14 protein-coding genes are annotated in these 17110 nt (G+C 69.1%); 5 read left to right on the top strand and 9 right to left on the bottom strand.

The annotated features are described in order from the left end of the window. Positions 1-109: 109 nt before the first annotated feature. The 3 genes from AC1DMS_RS23650 to AC1DMS_RS23640 all read left to right on the top strand — a co-directional run bounded on the left by AC1DMS_RS23650 (position 110) and on the right by AC1DMS_RS23640 (position 4089). Positions 110-1342, top strand: a complete 1233-nt coding sequence (locus tag AC1DMS_RS23650; RefSeq protein WP_369664743.1) for an acyl-CoA dehydrogenase family protein — start codon at positions 110-112, stop codon at positions 1340-1342. A 259-nt stretch (positions 1343-1601) separates the two neighbouring features. Continuing rightward, positions 1602-2282: a Crp/Fnr family transcriptional regulator gene (locus AC1DMS_RS23645; RefSeq protein ID WP_369664744.1), complete on the top strand. Its 681-nt coding sequence runs from the start codon at positions 1602-1604 to the stop codon at positions 2280-2282. A 166-nt stretch (positions 2283-2448) separates the two neighbouring features. After that, on the top strand, positions 2449-4089 hold the full coding sequence (locus tag AC1DMS_RS23640) for a tannase/feruloyl esterase family alpha/beta hydrolase (protein ID WP_369664745.1): 1641 nt from the start codon (positions 2449-2451) through the stop codon (positions 4087-4089). Positions 4090-4130: 41 nt separating this feature from the next. On the opposite strand, the gene AC1DMS_RS23635 is transcribed toward AC1DMS_RS23640, so the two are convergent. From AC1DMS_RS23635 to AC1DMS_RS23605, 7 genes are all read right to left on the bottom strand, one after another. Beyond that, entirely contained in the window at positions 4131-5459 is a 1329-nt protein-coding gene (locus tag AC1DMS_RS23635) for an MmgE/PrpD family protein (protein WP_478181883.1), read from the bottom strand. 36 nt (positions 5460-5495) lie between these two features. After that, on the bottom strand, positions 5496-7592 hold the full coding sequence (locus tag AC1DMS_RS23630; protein ID WP_478181882.1) for an acetate--CoA ligase family protein: 2097 nt from the start codon (positions 7590-7592) through the stop codon (positions 5496-5498). Then, positions 7589-8395, bottom strand: coding sequence for an enoyl-CoA hydratase/isomerase family protein (locus tag AC1DMS_RS23625; protein WP_478181881.1), 807 nt, complete (start codon positions 8393-8395; stop codon positions 7589-7591). Before AC1DMS_RS23625 ends, AC1DMS_RS23630 begins: the two co-directional genes overlap by 4 nt. Before the next feature lie 13 nt (positions 8396-8408). Next, positions 8409-9407: a Bug family tripartite tricarboxylate transporter substrate binding protein gene (locus tag AC1DMS_RS23620; RefSeq protein WP_369664749.1), complete on the bottom strand. Its 999-nt coding sequence runs from the start codon at positions 9405-9407 to the stop codon at positions 8409-8411. 167 nt (positions 9408-9574) lie between these two features. Beyond that, complete coding sequence (locus tag AC1DMS_RS23615) at positions 9575-10519, bottom strand: helix-turn-helix domain-containing protein (protein WP_478181880.1); 945 nt, start codon at positions 10517-10519, stop codon at positions 9575-9577. Between the two features lie 39 nt (positions 10520-10558). Beyond that, positions 10559-12118: a gluconokinase gene (gntK, locus tag AC1DMS_RS23610; RefSeq protein ID WP_307596781.1), complete on the bottom strand. Its 1560-nt coding sequence runs from the start codon at positions 12116-12118 to the stop codon at positions 10559-10561. A 15-nt stretch (positions 12119-12133) separates the two neighbouring features. Then, the gene (locus AC1DMS_RS23605) at positions 12134-13486 is read right to left on the bottom strand and encodes a GntP family permease (RefSeq protein WP_478181879.1); all 1353 of its coding nucleotides are present in this window, start codon (positions 13484-13486) and stop codon (positions 12134-12136) included. 192 nt (positions 13487-13678) lie between these two features. On the opposite strand from AC1DMS_RS23605, the gene gntR reads away from it, so the two are divergent. Next, positions 13679-14710 carry an HTH-type transcriptional regulator GntR gene (gene gntR, locus AC1DMS_RS23600; protein WP_478181878.1) on the top strand — a complete coding sequence of 344 codons (1032 nt, stop codon included), beginning with the start codon at positions 13679-13681 and terminating at the stop codon, positions 14708-14710. Between the two features lie 163 nt (positions 14711-14873). Beyond that, positions 14874-15158, top strand: coding sequence for a hypothetical protein (locus AC1DMS_RS23595; protein ID WP_478181877.1), 285 nt, complete (start codon positions 14874-14876; stop codon positions 15156-15158). Positions 15159-15206: 48 nt separating this feature from the next. On the opposite strand, the gene AC1DMS_RS23590 is transcribed toward AC1DMS_RS23595, so the two are convergent. Together AC1DMS_RS23590 and AC1DMS_RS23585 are read right to left on the bottom strand one after the other, a co-directional pair. Next, positions 15207-16070 carry an intradiol ring-cleavage dioxygenase gene (locus AC1DMS_RS23590; protein WP_015866162.1) on the bottom strand — a complete coding sequence of 288 codons (864 nt, stop codon included), beginning with the start codon at positions 16068-16070 and terminating at the stop codon, positions 15207-15209. Further along, the gene (locus tag AC1DMS_RS23585; protein WP_478181876.1) at positions 16054-17103 is read right to left on the bottom strand and encodes a branched-chain amino acid ABC transporter permease; all 1050 of its coding nucleotides are present in this window, start codon (positions 17101-17103) and stop codon (positions 16054-16056) included. Before AC1DMS_RS23585 ends, AC1DMS_RS23590 begins: the two co-directional genes overlap by 17 nt. Between the last annotated feature and the right edge of the window lie 7 nt (positions 17104-17110).

Below are 17110 nucleotides of genomic sequence, written 5' to 3'. Positions count from 1 at the left end.
CGGCCGGCGCGTCGCTTGCGGGACGGTCTCCCGCATCCTGCAATGTTCAAATCTTCCGCATGCGAGCGGTCTGGCCGGGTTGCTCGCCACCCAAGAAAGGACGCTCCCCATGTTTGCCGAACCCTCCGCGAAAACCCGCGAGCTGCTCGAACGCCTCAACAAGTTCTTCGACCAGCACATCTATCCCAACGAAGCGCGCTACCACCACGAGATGGACGCCTTCCGCCGCCAGGGCAACGCCTGGCAGGTGTCGCCGCTGATTGAAGAGCTGAAGCCCGTGGCGCGCGCGGCCGGCCTGTGGAACATGTTCCTGCCGCATCCGCACCGCGACGTGCCGGCCATCTCCAATCTCGACTACGCGCCGCTGTGCGAGGTGATGGGCCGCGTGTCTTGGTCGGGCGAGGTGTTCAACTGCTCGGCGCCCGACACCGGCAACATGGAAACCATCGAGCGCTACGGCACCGAGGCGCAGAAGGACGAATGGCTCGCGCCGCTGCTCGCGGGCGAGATCCGCTCGGGCTTCCTGATGACCGAGCCGGCCGTTGCCTCCTCGGACGCCACCAACATCCAGTGCACGATCCGCCGCGAGGGCGACGAGTACGTGATCAACGGCCGCAAGTGGTTCTCTTCGGGCGCGGGCAGCCCGCGCTGCAAGATCTTCATCGTGATGGGCAAGACCGACCCCGATGCGCCGCGCCATGCGCAGCAGTCGATGGTGCTGGTGCCGCGCGACACCAAAGGCATCACGGTGCTGCGCCATCTTTCGGTGTTCGGCTACGACGATGCACCGCACGGCCACATGGAAGTGCTGCTGGAGAACGTGCGCGTTCCCGCATCGAACATCCTGCTGGGCGAAGGGCGCGGCTTCGAGATTGCGCAGGGGCGGCTCGGCCCGGGGCGCATCCACCATTGCATGCGCTCCATCGGCGCCGCCGAGCGTGCGCTCGAACTGATGTGCAATCGCCTCCGCAGCCGCGTGGCCTTCGGCCGTCCGCTCGCGGAGCAGTCGATCTGGCACGAACGCATCGCGGAGTCGCGCTGCCTGATCGACCAGGCCCGCCTGCTCACGCTCAATGCGGCCCACAAGATGGACACCGTGGGCAACAAGGAAGCGCGCGCCGAGATCGCGATGATCAAGGTGGTGGCGCCCAACATGTCGTGCAAGGTGGTCGACTGGGCGATCCAGGCGCACGGCGCCGCCGGCGTGAGCCAGGACTTCTGGCTGGCCGAGGCCTATGCGCACCAGCGCACGGTGCGCATCGTCGACGGGCCCGACGAAGTGCACCGCAACGCGATTGCCAAGCTGGAACTGGCCAAGCGCGCGGCACCGGCGCGCGCCTGATCCCGCCGGGGCGAAGCACCCCGGCTCAATCGAGCCTGGCGCCCACCGCCTTGGCAGCGAGCCCCAGCGTTCCGGCTCCGCGCCCCCGGGTTTGTCCCGACGATGCAGGAACGCAAATGTCGTCCGCACTACAAACTCCACGGGCCGGTGTGCCATAGGATTCGCCAGCCCAAGGAAATTCGCAATGCTCGTGATGCGCGTTCGATCCGGTTTGTTCTTCGCCCGCGCCGAGCGCCCCCGCCCCGCCCGGTGGTGACGCATGCTGCCCCTCAAGGATCTCCACGCCTTCTTCGAGCGCTGCATCTGGCCGCGCGCATTGACGCAGGCCGAGCGAACCAAGGCCTTCGAGGCCTTGTACATCCGCCACCATGAAGCGCACTCCTATGTGTGCCGGCGCGACGAGACCGCCGACAGCTGGATCGGCGTGCTCGAAGGTTTCTTGCGCGTGCAGGACACCACGGTGGACGGCCGCCTGATCATGTTCACCGGGGTTGCATCGAGCGGATGGATCGGCGAGGGCTCGCTGCTGAAGCCGGAGCAGCGCAAGTACGAGGTCATGGCGACGCGGCCGACCGTCACCGTGCATCTGCCGAGGGCCACGTTCTCATGGCTGCTGGATCGAAGCATTCCGTTCAACCACTTCATGCTCTCCCATCTGAACGAGCGGCTCGGGCAGTTCATCGCCATGGTCAAGTTCGACCGGCTGCTCGAACCGACGTCGCGCGTGGCGCGGGGAATCTCCAGCCTCTTCCATCCGGTGCTCTATCCGAACACCGACTCCACGCTGCGGATCAACCAGGAAGAGATCGGTTCGCTCGTCGGCATCTCGCGCCAGCGCGTCAACGCCGCGCTGACCGAACTGGAAACCGCCGGCCTCATCCGGCGGGGCTACGGCTACATCACGGTGATGGACCGGCAGGCGCTTGCCAGGTATCCCTGAGCCGCCTGCGGTGCAGCGTGGGAAGCCGAAGGGTTTCTCCTTAGAAATCAGTGGCCCGAATGTCCGTCCCGAAACAGTTGCCCGAGGTCTCGCCTTTCAGAATCACGCAGGCATCGCTCCATGTCGTTGCGGTGCAGAGGCTGACAACCGACAAAGGAATCGAGACATGCACTTCTTCTCCTCCTCCAGGGAATCACGGGCCCGCACCAGGCTCCACGCCGTTGCCGCGGCGGCGGCGGGCGCAGCAATGCTGGCCGCTTGCGGCGGCGGCTCCGATCACCGCGGCGCGGTCCCCGTGCTGTTTCCGGTCCCGCCTGCGGCGCAGCCCGCCAGCCCGCCGCCCGCACCGGCCGTCACGGCCCAGAAGGCCTGCGGCGAACTGAACGGAAAAACCGTGGCCGGCGCCGCGCTCACGGCCGCCATGCAGGACGCGGCCGCGGGCGCGCCCGTCTACTGCAAGGTCACCGGCACGATCGCGCCGGCGCTGAACTTCCAGATCTCCCTGCCCGAGGCATGGAACGGCAAGCTCTACTACCAGGGCGGCGGCGGCTACAACGGCGCGATCACGCCGCCCTCGGTGCCGGCGCTGGGCCTGGGCTATGCCGTGGTCGCAAGCGACTCGGGGCACCAGGGCAATGTCCTGAGCGCGGACTTCGCATTGACCGACACCTTTGCCGCGCAGCTGTTCGGCAGCCTCTCGGTGCCCACCGTGATGTCGACCGCCACCGAGACCCTCGCGGCGGCCTATGGCGCCCTGCCGGCCAAGTCGTACTTCGAAGGCTGCTCGAACGGCGGCCGCGAAGCCTTGATGGCGGTGCAGCGCGCACCCAACCTCTTCGATGGCGTGATCGCGCGCGCACCGGCCTACAACTGGGTCGGGTTCATGGGCGCCTTCAACCGCAACTCCAGGGCGCTGGCCGCGCCCGGCGGTGCATTCAGCGCCGCGAAGACGGCCCTCCTGAGCAAGCATGTGCGGGATGCCTGCGACGGGCTCGACGGGCTTGTCGATGGCGTGGTGTCGAACCAGGCCGCCTGCACGCCGGCGCTTGCCAATGTGGCTGCGCTGCGCTGCGCCGGCGGAACCGACACGGGCGACACCTGCCTGTCGGACGCGCAGCTCGACGTGGTCACGTCCTGGACCACGCAGGCCTCGTTCACCGGCAGCCCCACCTTCCGCAACGCAGGTTGGAACCTGACCGGCAACGAGGACGATCCCGGCGCCTGGCGGACCTGGCTCACGGGCGACGGCAGCGTCACGTCGGCGCTGCAGTTCCTGTTCCAGGACACGACGGTCAAGAACTACCTGGCCCGCGACCGGACCGTGGACTCGCTGGCCTACACGCCCTGGGACCAGAACCAGAATGCCCTCTATGCCATGGCCGCGCTCAACGACGCGACCAACGCCGACATCCGCCCGTTCATCAACAGCGGCGGCAAGCTGATCCTGTGGCACGGCGGCAATGATTCCGCGCTCAGCGTGCGGTCGACCACCGAGTACTACGGGAATGTGCGAAACGTCATCGGCGCCGCAACCGCGGACGCATCGACGCGCTTCTATGTCGCGCCGGGCGTGAACCACTGCGCCGGCGGACCGGGTGCCGACACCTCGGACCTGCTGACGGCCCTGGACCAGTGGGTGACCAAGAGCGCGGCGCCTGCCACGCTGCTTGCGGAGAAGCGCGATGCGCAAGGGGCGGTGCTGCTGAGCCGGCCGCTGTGCCAGTACCCGCAATATCCGCGCTACACGGGCCCGGCCAACGATGCGGCGGCGGCGAAGCTGGCGGCCAACTACAGCTGCAGTTCCTGAGTGGCGGCCTCGGTGGCTGCCCGTGGGTCGAGCGTCGGAGTTCAGCTCGGCGCCGCCGCGCTGCGCTCCAGCGTCCAGAGCCGATGCAAGAGCGCCCGCGCAGGTGCGCTGCCGATCACGGGCGAGGACAGTTCCATGAACTTGTCCTCGAGCTCGGCATCGCTCAGCGGCTCTTCCGGATCGCCTTTGCGGTTGGGCTGCAGGTGTTCGAAGCGGCGGCCATCGCGCATCGTGATCAGCACGCGCGCGGCGCGCTGGCCTGGAAAGGCGGCATCGAGCTCGGGGTCCACCGCAACGCTGATGCGCTCCATCAATGAACGCGTGGCCGCGTCCCGCAGCCGCGCCGGTTCGTACGCCGCCAGCCGCACGCTGCCATGCGCCAGCGCGGTCGCCACCACGTAGCCGAGGCTGAAGCGCGCTTCGTTGGCGGTGGCCGGCTGCGTGTAGCAGGCGATGTCGAGCGCCGGGCGGTAGGTCGCCACATGCACATGCGCGATCTCGCCGGCCTCGATGCCATGCCGCCGCTTCAACGCCAGCGCGCCGTCGATGGCCGCGAAGGCATGTCCACAACCGATGTGGTTCTTGAACGTCAGGCGGGCGATGTGGAAGTCCCGCCCCAGTGTCGCGCCGATCTGCGACCAGTCCGGCCCGTCGCTCATGGCCCGGCCCAGCCCGGCCTCTCCTTCGAGCACGTCGAGCGAGCCCGTGACACCGTTGCGCGCGAGCTGGGCCGCGAGCACGCCGGCCTCGGCCGCGCGGCCCGCATGCAGCGGCTTGGACATGGAGTCCATGCGGAAGGCCTGCTGCAGGCCGGCCGTGAAGGTGGCGGCCGTGGCCAGCGCATGCGCGAAGGCGGTTTCGTCCAGGTCCATGAGAACGCCTGCAGCGGCCGCGGCGCCGAAGCTGCCCACCGTGCCCGTGCTGTGCCAGAACCGGTAGTGCGCGCGGCCCATCACGACGCCGATGCGCGTCGACACTTCATAGCCCAGCACCACGCCGCGCAGGAACTGCAGCCCGCTTGCGCCGGCGTCATGGCTTGCGGCCAGCGCGGCGGCAATGGTGGCTGCGCCCGGGTGGTACATGGCTTCGCGAAAGCTGTCGTCCACCTCCGCTGCATGGGCCGCCGTGCCGTTGATCAGCGCAGCGGCGCGCGCGGTGGCCGGGCGACCGCCGACGAGAAAGGCGCGTCCGCGGTCCAGGTCCTCGTTCAGGGCGGCCTCGAGCTGGCGCACCGGCGCCGCGCCGAGGCCGGGGAACAGCGAGGCGTACCAGTCGATCACGGCCCGCTTGGCGTGATGGAGGACCTCGGCCGGCAGATCCTGCCGCCGGAAGTCGGCCGCGTAGCGCGCGAATGTTTGTGTGACGTGCATCTGGATGACTCCGGGGGGTGGCTTGCCTGGCCTCGTTCAACCGGCCAGCACGACCACGCCATCGGCCGCGCGCACGCCCTGCCCTTCCGGCAGCACGAAGACCGGGTTGATCTCGGCTGCGAGCAAACGCTCGCCGAGCCGCGCCGCCATGTCCGAGAAGGCGACGATGGCATCGACCAGCGCCTTCACATCGGCCTTGGGCCGGCCGCGGAAGCCGTCGAGCAAGGGCCAGGTCTTGAGCTCGCGCGCCATGGAGAGCGCATCCTCGCGGCTCAGGCCGCCCCGGAGCGGCAGCAGCCGCATCGTGGTGTCCTTGAACAGCTCGGCGGTGATGCCGCCCATGCCCAGCAGGATGGCGGTGCCCAGCGGGTCGCGGTGCATGCCCAGGATCAGCTCGGTGCCGCCGCCCACCATTTCCTGCACCAGGAAGCGCAGGGGCCGCACGCCGGCCTTGCTCTCGACTTCGGCGGCCATCGCCTGCAGGCGCGCGCCCACCGTCTCGGCCGACAGGTTCACCGCGACGCCGCCGACATCGCTCTTGTGCGTGATCTCGGCCGACAGGATCTTGAGCACGACGCGGCCGCCCAGTTCGCGCGCCGCGGCTTCGGCCTCGGCCGGCGTGGCCACCACCATCTCGCGCGCGCACGGTACGCCGAAGCGGGTGAACAGCTGCTTGGCCTGGGCTTCATCGAGGGAGCCGGCCGGCAGGTCGTCGATGGGCACGGCGGCGGCAGGCGCGCTGGACGGCTTGGGCTCCTGCCAGCGGCCGGCATTCAGCATGGCGCCCAGCGCACTGGTGCAGCTCTCGGCCGCGGCAAAGGCCGGCACACCGCGCTGCGTGAGCAGCGCCGCGACTTCGGGCGCATGCGGGCTCACGTAGGCGATCACGGGCTTGTCCGAGCGGGGCAGGCAATCCTGGATGGCGCCGGCCATGAGCTCCGGCATGGCCAGGCTGGACGAGCCGACGATGATCGCCAGCGCGTCGTAGCTGGGGCTCTGGAGCAGGATGTCGATGGCGCCGCGCAGCAGGTCCGGCTGCAGGCCGGCCAGCGTCACGTCGATGGGGTTGCGGTCGAGCACCGCGTGATCGCCGCTTTGCAGCGCGCGCAAGGCCTGCGCCGTTGCAGCATCCGGCGCCGGCGTCTCGAAGCCCTGCATGCCCAGGTCGTCCGACACCAGCGTTCCCGCGCCGCCGGTCGAGGTCAGGATGGCCACGCGCCTGCCGCGCAGCTTGCGGCCCGTGGCCAACGCGACGGGAATGTCGAGCAGGTCGCCGAAGGTCTGCGCGCGGATCACGCCGACCTGCCTGAACAGCGCGTCGTACATGCGGTCGGCGCCCGCGAGTGCACCGGTGTGCGACACGGCGGCCTTCGCGCCCGCTTCGGAGCGGCCGATCTTGAACGCGACAACCGGCTTTCCGGCGCGCGCGGCCTTCAGCGCAGCGGCACGAAACTTCTCCGGGTTGCGCACGCTCTCCACATAGAGGGCGATGACCTTGGTGTCGGCATCGTCGGCCAGGTGGTCGACGAAATCCGCCAGGTCCAGGTCCACTTCGTTGCTGGTCGAGATCAGCTTCGACAGGCCGATGCCGCGCGCCGCCGCGCGCGAGAGCAGCGCGCCGAGGATGCCCCCGCTCTGCGAGACCACGCCGGTCCCGCCGACCGGAAAATGCTCCATCTCGAGTGCGCCGCTGGCGGAGAGCACGATGTTGTCGCTCAGGTTGACGAGCCCGATCGTGTTGGGGCCGAGGATGCGCATGCCACCGGCCGCCTCGATGAGCTGCTGCTGGCGGCGCGCGCCTTCCTCGCCGGTCTCCGTGTAGCCGCTGGCGAGCACGATCGCCGCGGCGGTTCCCTTGGCCGCGAGTTCGCGCACGGCCTGGTGCGCGCGCTCGGCGCCCAGCAGCACGATGCCCACATCGGGCGTGCCGGGGATCGAAGCGATGTCCGGATAGCAGGCCAGGCCGCCGATGGCATCGACACGCGGATTGACCGGATAGATCTCGCCCGTGAATCCGTGCTTGCGCAAGTAGGCCACGGGCCGGCCGGCCGTCTTGGCCGCATCGGCCGAGGCGCCGATCACGGCGACGCTGCGCGGCTTGAGCAGCCTGGCGATGGCGTTCAGTTCGGTCATTTCGTCGTCCCGTTCTTCGCGCTGCTCTTGGCCAGGAAGGCCATCACCGACTCGCGATGCTCGGTGCTGGTGTAGCAGATGCCCTGCGCCTGGCTGCCCTGGGCGAACACCTGGTGCGCGGACAGCTCGAAGCTCTGGTTGAGGATCGTCTTGCCAAGCGCCAATGCGGTGGCCGAACCCTGGCTCATCTCGGCCGCCCAGCGCTGCGCATCGGCCACCAGGCTCTGGGCATCCGACTGCCGATCGGCGATGCCGAGGCGCAGCGCCTCTTCGAGCTCGACCTTGCGGCCGCTGAAGATCAGCTCCTTGGCTTTGGAGAGCCCGACCCGGCGCGGCAGGAAGTACATGCCGCCGCCATCGGGCACGATGCCGCGATGGATGTAGGACCAGGTGAAGCTCGCCGCATCCGACGCGATGATGAAGTCGCAGGCCAGCGCCGTGTCGGCGCCCAGGCCCGAGGCGGCGCCGTTGACGGCAGCGATCGTCGGCTTGGGCATGGTGTGCAGCAGCGACTGGGTGTGGTGCACGCGCTGCTGGCGGCTCCAGCCGTTGAAGCCGACCTCGCCCGCGGGCGCCTGCATCCGCCGTTCCATGCCGGCGACGTCGCCGCCGGCGCAGAAGCCCTTGCCGCGGCCGGTGAGCACCAGGGCGCGGATCGCCTTGTCGTTGGCCACATGCTCCAGCGCGGCGATGAATTCGGTGCGCATGTCGTCGCTCATCGCGTTGCGCTTTTCGGGGCGGTTCAGCCACAGGGTGGCGATGCCGTCCGCGGTTTCCAGTTCGATCAGGCTGCTGCTGCTCATTCGATTTCTCCGTTCATTCGGCCGTGATGTTGTTTTCCTTGACCACCTTGCGCCAGCGCGCTTCCTCGCCCTTGGCGTACCTGTCGAAGTCCTGCGGCGAGCCGCCGTTGATGACGAGGCCCTCGGACTCCACCCGCTTGCGGAAGGCCTCCGTCTGCACGGCCTTCTTCGCTGCGGCATTCAGGCGCGCAATCACGTCGGCCGGGGTGCCGGCGGGCGCGTACAGGCCATACCAGCTGTCGGCAACGTAGCCCGGCACGCCGCTCTCCGCGATCGTCGGCACCTTCGCGAGCGCGTGGGCCGTGGAGCGCGTGGCGGTGGTCACGGCCAGCGCGCGCAGCTTGCCGCTTTCGACGAAGCTGCCCACCGCCGCGGCCGTCGCGAACATCACGTCGACCTGTCCGCCCAGCAGGTCGGTGATGGCGGGGCCGGCACCGCGGTAGGGGATGTGGGTGATGTCGGTCTTGGTCAGGTTCTTGAAGAGCTCGCCGGCCAGGTGGGCCGAGGTGCCCGCGCCCTGCGACGCGAAGGACAGCTTGCCCGGCTGGGCCCTGGCCGCATCGACCAGGTCCTTCACCGACTTGAGCGGGCTGTCGGCGCGAACCACCAGCACGTTCGGCGAAATGCCCACCAGCATGACCGGCGCAAAGGCCTTGTCATGGTTGTACGGGAGCTTGGGCTGCAGGCTCGGGTTCACGACGTGCGCCACCGTGGCCATCACCATCGTGTAGCCATCGGGGGCGCTCTTGGCCACGGCGTCCGTGCCGATGATCGTGCCCGCGCCGGGCTTGTTGTCGATGATCACGGGCTGCCCCAGTTCCTGCCCCATCGCGATGGCCATGGTGCGGGCCACGAGGTCGGTGCCGCCGCCGGGTGCGAACGGCACCACGAGCTTGATCGGCTTGTCGGGAAAGGCCGCGCGCGCCGGCACCGCGGCCAGGCCGCCAACCGCGCAGGCCAGCGTAAGAAGGATGGCATGCCTGGCGCGTGCCAGCGTCATGGGGTTCAGCATCGTTTGTCTCCGTCGAAAGGGAATGTGAGAAAGCAGGCATCGAGGGCGGCGCTGCGGCTCTTCTCATCGACGGGTTCAAGCTTAGGGATGCGGGCTCTGCCGCGCATCCCCACATTTCCATTGCGTGGAATTCGAGATAACTCTGCCGGCGCCAGCCCGGCCAGCATTCACATCCGGCGGCCGCGGAATTCGCCCGGCGTCATGCCCTGGATCCGGCGGAAGTGCCGGTTGAAGTTCGAGATGTTGTTGAACCCCACCTCGTAGCAGATGCTGCTCACCTGCTGGCGCGTCGAGGCCAGCAGGCGGCAGGCCCTGGCCACGCGCAGGCCGTTGACGAAGTCGGTGAAGGTCTGGCCGGTGGCGCGGCGGAAGCTGCGCGAGAACGCGTTCTCGCGCATGCCCGCGATCGCGCCGACCTCGGCCAGCGACAGCGCCTCGGCGTAGTTGTCGCGGATGTAGTCGATCGCCTTGTGGATGCGCAGCGCGCGGCCGTCCTCGTCGAAGCCTGCATCGGCCAGGAAGACATCGGCAAGCAGGCGGTAGTCACGCCATTGCGCGAGCTCGTTCAGCAGTGCGATGAATTCGGAAAAACGCGCAAGCCCGCGCAGCGTCTCGATGCGGCGCAAGCGCGCGAGCGTGTCCGCGCCCAGGCCGACGAACTGCACGCCCTGGCGCGCGCGCGCCAGCAGCGGACCGGCATCGCCTAGCTCCGGAAAAAGCGCCATGCCGCGGCGCAGCAGCTCGTCGCTGAAGCGCAGCACCAGTTCGCCTGCGCTGCCGCCGCCGGGCGAAGCGCGGTGCTCGAACGCGAGGCTGTGCGGCAGCCGCGGACCGAGCAGCACGACGGTGCCGGGTGCGAAGCTGTGCGTCTCCTGGTCCGCGCCCGCGCCGATGCGCAGGCGCGCGGGCCTCGCGCCGATCAGGTGCAGCTCGTGTTCATGCAGGCAGCGCGGATGGCTCTCTCGCGGCGAAGGTGCAGAGGCGCCTTCGCAGTGGACCGTGGCGCAGGCATCGAACACCTGCGGGGAGGCAAGGGCCTGCTGGGAGGCAAGGGCCTGCTGGGAGGCAAAGGCCTGCCGGGAAGCAAAGGCCTGCGGCGTGGTGTTCAGCAAAGCCAGGTCTCCAAAAAGGGGCCGCAGCGAAGCGCGCCGTCAGCTTTTGCGCACCGGCGGCGGCACCGCCGTCTGCTGCTGGAACGCGGCAAGCAGCCGGTATTCCTCGCCAAGCTTGTGCGGCAGCGAGAGGAACACCGGCAGCAGCTGCCGATAGAGCGCAACGTTCTTGGCGTTGGGCGTGTGGCGGTGGGTCGCGCCCACCATGCCCGCGACCACGTCCAGCGAATCGACATGGCCCAGCGCATAGAGCCCGAGCACTGCGGCGCCGAGGCAGGAGCTCTCGAAGCTTTCGGGCACCACCACTTCGCGGTCGAACACGTCGGCCATCATCTGGCGCCACATGCCCGAGCGCGCGAAGCCGCCGGTGGCCTTGATGCGGGCGCTCGGGCCCGCGATCGACTCGACCGCCGGCAGGATGCTGTGCAGGTTGAAGATCACGCCCTCGAGCACCGCGCGGATCATGTGCTCCTTGCGGTGGTGGATGCCCAGCCCGAAGAAGGAGCCGCGCAGGTCGGCGTTCCAGTAGGGCGCGCGTTCGCCGGTGAGGAAGGGGTGGAACACCAGCCCTTCGGAGCCCGCGGAGACGCGCTCGGCGATGCGCGTGAGCACCTCGTAGGTGTCGATGCCCAGGCGCTTGGCGGTCTCGGCCTCGGCCGAGGCGAACTCGTCGCGCACCCAGCGCAGGATGATGCCGCCGTTGTTCACCGGCCCGCCCACCACCCAGCGCCGCTCGGCCAGTGCATAGCAGAAGGTGCGGCCCTCTGGATCGGTCATCGGATGGTCGACCACGGTGCGCATCGCGCCGCTGGTGCCGATGGTCACGGCCACTTCGCCGGGCGCCATCGCGTTCACGCCAAGATTGGAGAGCACGCCGTCGTTGGCGCCGATCACGAACGGCGTGTCGCGCGCCAGGCCCAGCTGCGCCGCGGTGTCCGCCGCCAGGCCCTCGATGTGCCAGGTGGTCGGCACCGGGCGCGGCAGCTGCTCGGCGCGCACGCCGGCGAGCGCAAGCGCACCTTCGTCCCAGTCGAGCCGCTCGATGTCGAACAGGCCCGTGGCCGAGGCGATCGAATGGTCGACCTGCCACTGGCCGAAGAGCCGGAAGAACACGTACTCCTTGATGCCGACAAAGCGCGCGGCCCGTGCGAAGAGCTCGGCGCGCTCGTGGCGCAGCCACACCAGCTTGGCCAGCGGCGACATCGGATGGATCGGCGTGCCGGTGCGGCGGTAGATGGCCAGGCCATCCCACTCGTCGCGGATGCGCACGGCCCAGGCCGAGGCACGGTGGTCGGCCCAGGTGATGCTGCGCGTGAGCGGCGCGCCCGCGGCATCGACCAGGATCAGGCTGTGCATCGCCGCGCTGAAAGACACCGCGAGCACGTCGGCGGGCGCGGCCCTGCTCTGCTTCACGCAGCCGGCGATGGCCGCGAGCACGGCCTGGAAGATCTGCTCCGGGTCCTGCTCGGCGGCCGCGGCCTCAGGCTGCAGCAGCGGGTATTCGACCGCGTCGTGCGCCAGCACGCGCCCGGCCGGCGTGAAGGCCACCGCCTTGGTGCTGGTGGTTCCGATGTCGACCCCGATGACGATGCGGCCCATGCTTGTCTCCTTGGCTTACACGACCATGCCGAGCAGCATGATGAACACGATGGCCACGACCGAGATCAGCGTTTCCATCACGGTCCAGGTCTTGAAGGTCTCGGCCACCGTCATGTTGAAGTATTGCTTGACCAGCCAGAAGCCCGCGTCGTTGACGTGCGAGAGGATCAGCGAACCCGCGCCCGTGGCCAGCACCAGCAGCTCGCGGTTCACGCCCGGCACCATGGTGGCAAGCGGCGCGACGATGCCCGCGCCCGTGATGGTGGCAACCGTTGCCGAGCCGGTGGCGATGCGGATCAGCCCCGCCACCAGCCACGCGAGCAGGATCGGCGAGACCTGCGCATGCAGCGCCATCTGCCCGATCGCGTTGCCCACGCCGCTCGCCACCAGCATCTGCTTGAAGCCGCCGCCCGCGCCGATGATCAGCACGATGGCCGCGGTGGGCGCCAGGCTGTCGTCGACGAACTTCATGATCTGCCTGGCAGTGAAGCCGCGCGCAGTGCCGAAGGTGTAGAGCGACAGCAGCAGCGCTGCCAGCAGCGCGGTGATCGGGTGGCCGATGAAGTCCATCCAGTGGCGCACCGCGTTCTTGTCGTCGAGCGCCACGTCGGCGAAGGTCTTCAGCAGCATCAGCCCCACCGGCAGCAGCACCGTGAGCAGCGTGATGCCGAAGCCGGGCAGCTCGCGCGCTTCGGGTTCGTGCGCCAGCTGCTCCATCAGCTCGGGCGAGGCTTCGCCCGGCACGTACTTCGAGATGAACTTGCCGAAGATCGGCCCCGCGATCATCGCGGTGGGCAGGCCGACGAGGAGGCCGTAGAAGATGGTCTTGCCGATGTCGGCGCCGAACACGCCGATGGCCAAGAGCGGCCCCGGATGCGGCGGCACCAGGCCGTGCACCACCGACAGGCCGGCCAGCAGCGGAATGCCGATGCGGATCAGCGAGACGCCGGTGCGCCGCGCCACGATGAACACCAGCGGGATCAGCAGCACGAAGCCGATCTCGAAGAACAGCGGAATGCCCACCAGGAAGGCCGCGAACATCATCGCCCAGTGCACGCGTTCGCGGCCGAAGGCGTCGATCAGCGTGCGCGCAATGCGGTCGGCGCCGCCCGATTCGGCCATCATCTTGCCCAGCATGGTGCCCAGGCCCAGAACGATGCCCACGAAGCCGAGCACGCCGCCGAAGCCCTCCTGGAAGGACTTCATCACCAGGTCCACCGGCATGCCCGAGGTCAGGCCCAGGAAGCCCGCGGCCAGCGTCAGCGCGATGAAGGGGTGCACGCGCCAGCGCGTGATCAGAAGGATCAGCCCGAGGATCGCCACCAGGGCGTCGACGAGCAGGAATACCTCTTTGCTCATTCCGAACATGTGTATGTCTCCTGAATCCGGCCGCGCCACGGGCGGCCGGTGGTGCCAGGGATAGCGCTATCCCGCACAATCCAAAAAAAGCCAGCGCTGGGGTGTCTCGGGTTTTTACGGAGCACCCACGGCCTGGACAGCGCTATCCTAGGACAGCGCTGTCCAATTCCAGCTTGGTATTAACCCTTAGAACTTCGATCCATGGCCGACGCCCCCGACCGCCCCCGACCCCGTTCCTCGAGCCACGTCACGCTGGACGACGTGGCCCGCGTCTCGGGCGTGAGCCCGATCACCGTGTCGCGCGCGCTGCGCGGCGCGCGCAACGTGGCGCCCGAGCTGAAGGCCCGCGTGCAGGCGGCGGTCGACCAGCTGGGCTACGTGCCCAACGTGGCGGCGCGCGCGCTGGCTTCGGCGCGCAGCTCCCACGTGGCGGTGCTGATCCCCTCGCTGACCAACCAGCTCTTCGTGGAACTGCTCGAGGCGGTGCAGGACGCGCTCGCGCCGCACGGCTACCAGTCGCTCATCGGCGTGACCCACTACGACCCCGCGCAGGAAGAGGCGCTGCTGCGCAGCCACCTCTCGCAGCGCCCGGCGGGCCTGCTGCTGACGGGCTTCGACCGCAGCGCCGCGGCCGCCCAGATGCTCGAGCGCAGCCACGCGCCCTGCGTGTACATGATGGAAACCTCGGCCGCGCCCGGCATCCACAGCGTGGGGTTTTCGCAGCGGGACGCGGGCCGCGCCATCACCCGGCACCTGCTGCAGCGCGGCCGCCGGCGCATTGCCTATGCCGCCGGCCAGCTCGACCCGCGCGTGCTGCTGCGCCTGGAGGGCTACCGCGAGGCGCTGCGCGAGGCCGGCTGCCACGATCCGGCGCTCGAACTGCTGGTGCCGGGCCCGACCTCCATGGCGCTGGGCGGCCGCCAGTTCGAGGACCTGCTCGCGCGCCATCCGGACGTGGATGCCATCTTCTACTGCAATGACGACCTCGCCCAGGGCGCGCTGCTCGCCGCGCTGCGCAGCGGCGTGCCCGTGCCGCAGCGCGTGGCGATCGCCGGCTTCAACGACTTGGGCGGCAGCGACCAGATGCTGCCGCCGCTGACCACCGTGCGCACGCCGCGAAAGGAAATGGGCGAGCGCGCGGCCGGCATGCTGCTCGCGCTGATGCGCGCCGAGACCGTGGCGGAGCGCACGGTGGACCTGGGGTTCGAGTTGGTGGTGCGGGAGAGCAGCTGAGGCGATGGGGAACGCCCGTCGCCAACGGCGAGCACTCCAGGCTCACGCCTTGCCTTGACCCGCCTTGCCCGGCCCTCGGGTGGACCATGGATTGCATGATCTGAATAAAAAACCAGCCAAGACGCCTAAAATGAAACAAATCCTGTAACGATTAAAGAAATCCATGGCGCTGGAGGTTGAACTGCGCAACGAGAGCAACTTCATCCTGCACTTCGATGCAGTGCGCAGAGAGATCGATGAGCGCTTCGATCTACGCGGTTCAACGCTCGCGACGCTGGTATCGATCGCGCTGACCAACGGCGGAACGATCTCGAAGAACAAGCGCAGGCGCTACGCGGAGGAGGTATCTGAAGCAGCCTACCTGGCCATCGAAGAGAAGGTGCGGGCCGTGCTTTCGGTCGATGAGCCTGGTCCGCGCGACGAAGATGAGGCACCGACTGATCAGTAAGCTGAGTGCAGTCGCCCGCGACCGCGCTGAAGGATGCGCCTCGGGTCGTCACACCCCCGCAGGCTCGAGCACGAACGCGAACTCCAGCGTGTGGAACGGCGCTTCCTGCACGCTCCCGTCGGGCGCGCGCCCTGCGGCGTGCTGCGCGAAATCGCCGATCAGCGAACTGCGCACGCCGAACACCGCATCGCTGTCGAGGTAGGGATCGCCCTCGCGGAAGACGTGCGTGATCAGCGTCTCGTAGCCCGGCGCCTGGATCATGAAGTGCACATGCGCGGGGCGCCATGGATGCCGCCGGGTTGCGCGCAGCATCGCGCCGACCGGTCCATCGGTGGGAATCGGGTAGGCCACCGGCGCCACGCCGCGAAACCACAGCCGGCCCTCGGCGTTGGTGCGCAGGACCGCCCGCCCCTGCGGCTGCGCGCCGGGCCGCTGCACGTCGTAGAAGCCTTCGGCGTCGGCCTCCCAGACATCGACCACCGCGTCGGCAACCGGCTCGCCGCCGGGTCCGCGCACGGTGGCCTGCACGAACAGCGGCTCGCCCACCGCGCCACCCGAGATGTCGCTGCCCAGCGGCAGCTGCGGCGCGCCCGCCACGTGGAAGGGGCCGAACACGGTGGCCTCGGTGGCCTGCGGGCTCTTCGCGTGGTTCATCGCCACGGTCAGCATCGACAGGCCCAGCGTGTCCGACAGCAGGATGAACTCCTGCCGCTGCGCGTCGCACTTCTGGCCCGTGGCGGTCAGGAACTCGATGCCGGCGCTCCATTCGGCCTCGGTCAGCTTCACTTCGCGCGCGAAGTCGTGCAGGTGGCGCACGAGCGCCGACATCACTTCCTTCAGGCGCGCGTCCTCGCAGCCGGCCATGCGTTCGAGCACGGCGGCGGTGATGGTGTGTTCATCGATGTTTCGCATGGAAGCCCCGCTCCAGGTCGGAAGAAGAAAAAGAAGGCGCGGGCGGCAGGAGCCGCCGCTGCGTCGGGAACAGGGACCAGGCCCAGCGCTGATGCGCCCAGCCCCACAGCCCCTGCTTGAAGAAGAGCGTCACACAGATGGCCAGCAGCCCGAGCCCGAGCAGGTACCAGGTGCCGTAGTCGCTGAGGAACTTGTTCAAGGCCCAGAAGACCAGCGCGCCCACCAGCGGCCCCTCGATGCGGCCGATGCCGCCGATCACCACCATGAAGATCGCGAACGCCGTCCAGTTGACGCTGAAGGCCGCGTCGGGGCTGATGCGCAGGTTGCCGACGAAGTAGAGCGCGCCCGCGAGCCCCGCACCGAAGGCCGCCACCACATACACCGCCAGTTTCATGCGCGCCACCGGAACGCCCTGCGACTCCGCGGCCACCTCGTTGTCGCGGATGGCCAGCAGCGCGAGCCCGCGCTTGCTGCGCAGGAACAGGTAGACCAGCGCAACGGCCGCGACCACGCAGGCCAGCGCCATCCAGTAGGTGGTTCTTTCGCGCGTGGTGCGTTCGATGCCGCGCAGCGCCGTGAGCGTGGTGCCCGAGCCGCCGCCCACCGCCGACACGTTGGCGAAGCTCAGGCGGAACACCTCGGCGATCACCCAGGTGCCGATGGCGAAGTAGCCGCCCGACAGACGGAACGCGACGAAGGACACGGGCACGGCGATGAGCCCTGCCGCGAGCGCGCCCAGCGGCACCGCCACGAAGGGGTTGACGTCCGCGAAGTTGCCGAGCATCAGCATGACGTAGCCGCCGAAGCCGAAGAAGGCCTGCTGCCCGATGCTCACCATGCCGCCGTAGCCGGCGAGCAGGTTCCACATCATCGCGAAGATGAAGTAGCAGGCGATCTCGACGAACTCGCGCATCCAGCTCGGCTCGCCCCACAAAGGCAGGCTGGCGGCGATCAGCACGAGCGCGGTGCCGGCGGCGAGCGCGATGCGGCTCGCGGCGGTGGCGCGCTCGACGGCGATGAGGGGTGGGGGCATGTTCGTC

The sequence above is a fragment of the Variovorax sp. 05T418 genome (assembly GCF_056396385.1).
Note: the sequence above shows the minus strand (reverse complement) of the source record. Positions and strands in the feature narration are given on the sequence as shown.

What these genes read in the sequence shown, in the direction of transcription:
- AC1DMS_RS23625 (WP_478181881.1), bottom strand. Translation starts at nt 8,395, where the DNA reads ATGAGCAGCAGCAGCCTGATCGAACTGGAAACCGCGGACGGCATCGCC.
- AC1DMS_RS23635 (WP_478181883.1), bottom strand. Translation starts at nt 5,459, where the DNA reads ATGCACGTCACACAAACATTCGCGCGCTACGCGGCCGACTTCCGGCGG.
- AC1DMS_RS23630 (WP_478181882.1), bottom strand. Translation starts at nt 7,592, where the DNA reads ATGACCGAACTGAACGCCATCGCCAGGCTGCTCAAGCCGCGCAGCGTC.
- AC1DMS_RS23595 (WP_478181877.1), top strand. Translation starts at nt 14,874, where the DNA reads ATGGCGCTGGAGGTTGAACTGCGCAACGAGAGCAACTTCATCCTGCAC.
- AC1DMS_RS23640 (WP_369664745.1), top strand. Translation starts at nt 2,449, where the DNA reads ATGCACTTCTTCTCCTCCTCCAGGGAATCACGGGCCCGCACCAGGCTC.
- AC1DMS_RS23650 (WP_369664743.1), top strand. Translation starts at nt 110, where the DNA reads ATGTTTGCCGAACCCTCCGCGAAAACCCGCGAGCTGCTCGAACGCCTC.
- gntK (WP_307596781.1), bottom strand. Translation starts at nt 12,118, where the DNA reads ATGGGCCGCATCGTCATCGGGGTCGACATCGGAACCACCAGCACCAAG.
- AC1DMS_RS23590 (WP_015866162.1), bottom strand. Translation starts at nt 16,070, where the DNA reads ATGCGAAACATCGATGAACACACCATCACCGCCGCCGTGCTCGAACGC.
- AC1DMS_RS23585 (WP_478181876.1), bottom strand. Translation starts at nt 17,103, where the DNA reads ATGCCCCCACCCCTCATCGCCGTCGAGCGCGCCACCGCCGCGAGCCGC.
- AC1DMS_RS23645 (WP_369664744.1), top strand. Translation starts at nt 1,602, where the DNA reads ATGCTGCCCCTCAAGGATCTCCACGCCTTCTTCGAGCGCTGCATCTGG.
- AC1DMS_RS23605 (WP_478181879.1), bottom strand. Translation starts at nt 13,486, where the DNA reads ATGTTCGGAATGAGCAAAGAGGTATTCCTGCTCGTCGACGCCCTGGTG.
- AC1DMS_RS23620 (WP_369664749.1), bottom strand. Translation starts at nt 9,407, where the DNA reads ATGCTGAACCCCATGACGCTGGCACGCGCCAGGCATGCCATCCTTCTT.
- gntR (WP_478181878.1), top strand. Translation starts at nt 13,679, where the DNA reads ATGGCCGACGCCCCCGACCGCCCCCGACCCCGTTCCTCGAGCCACGTC.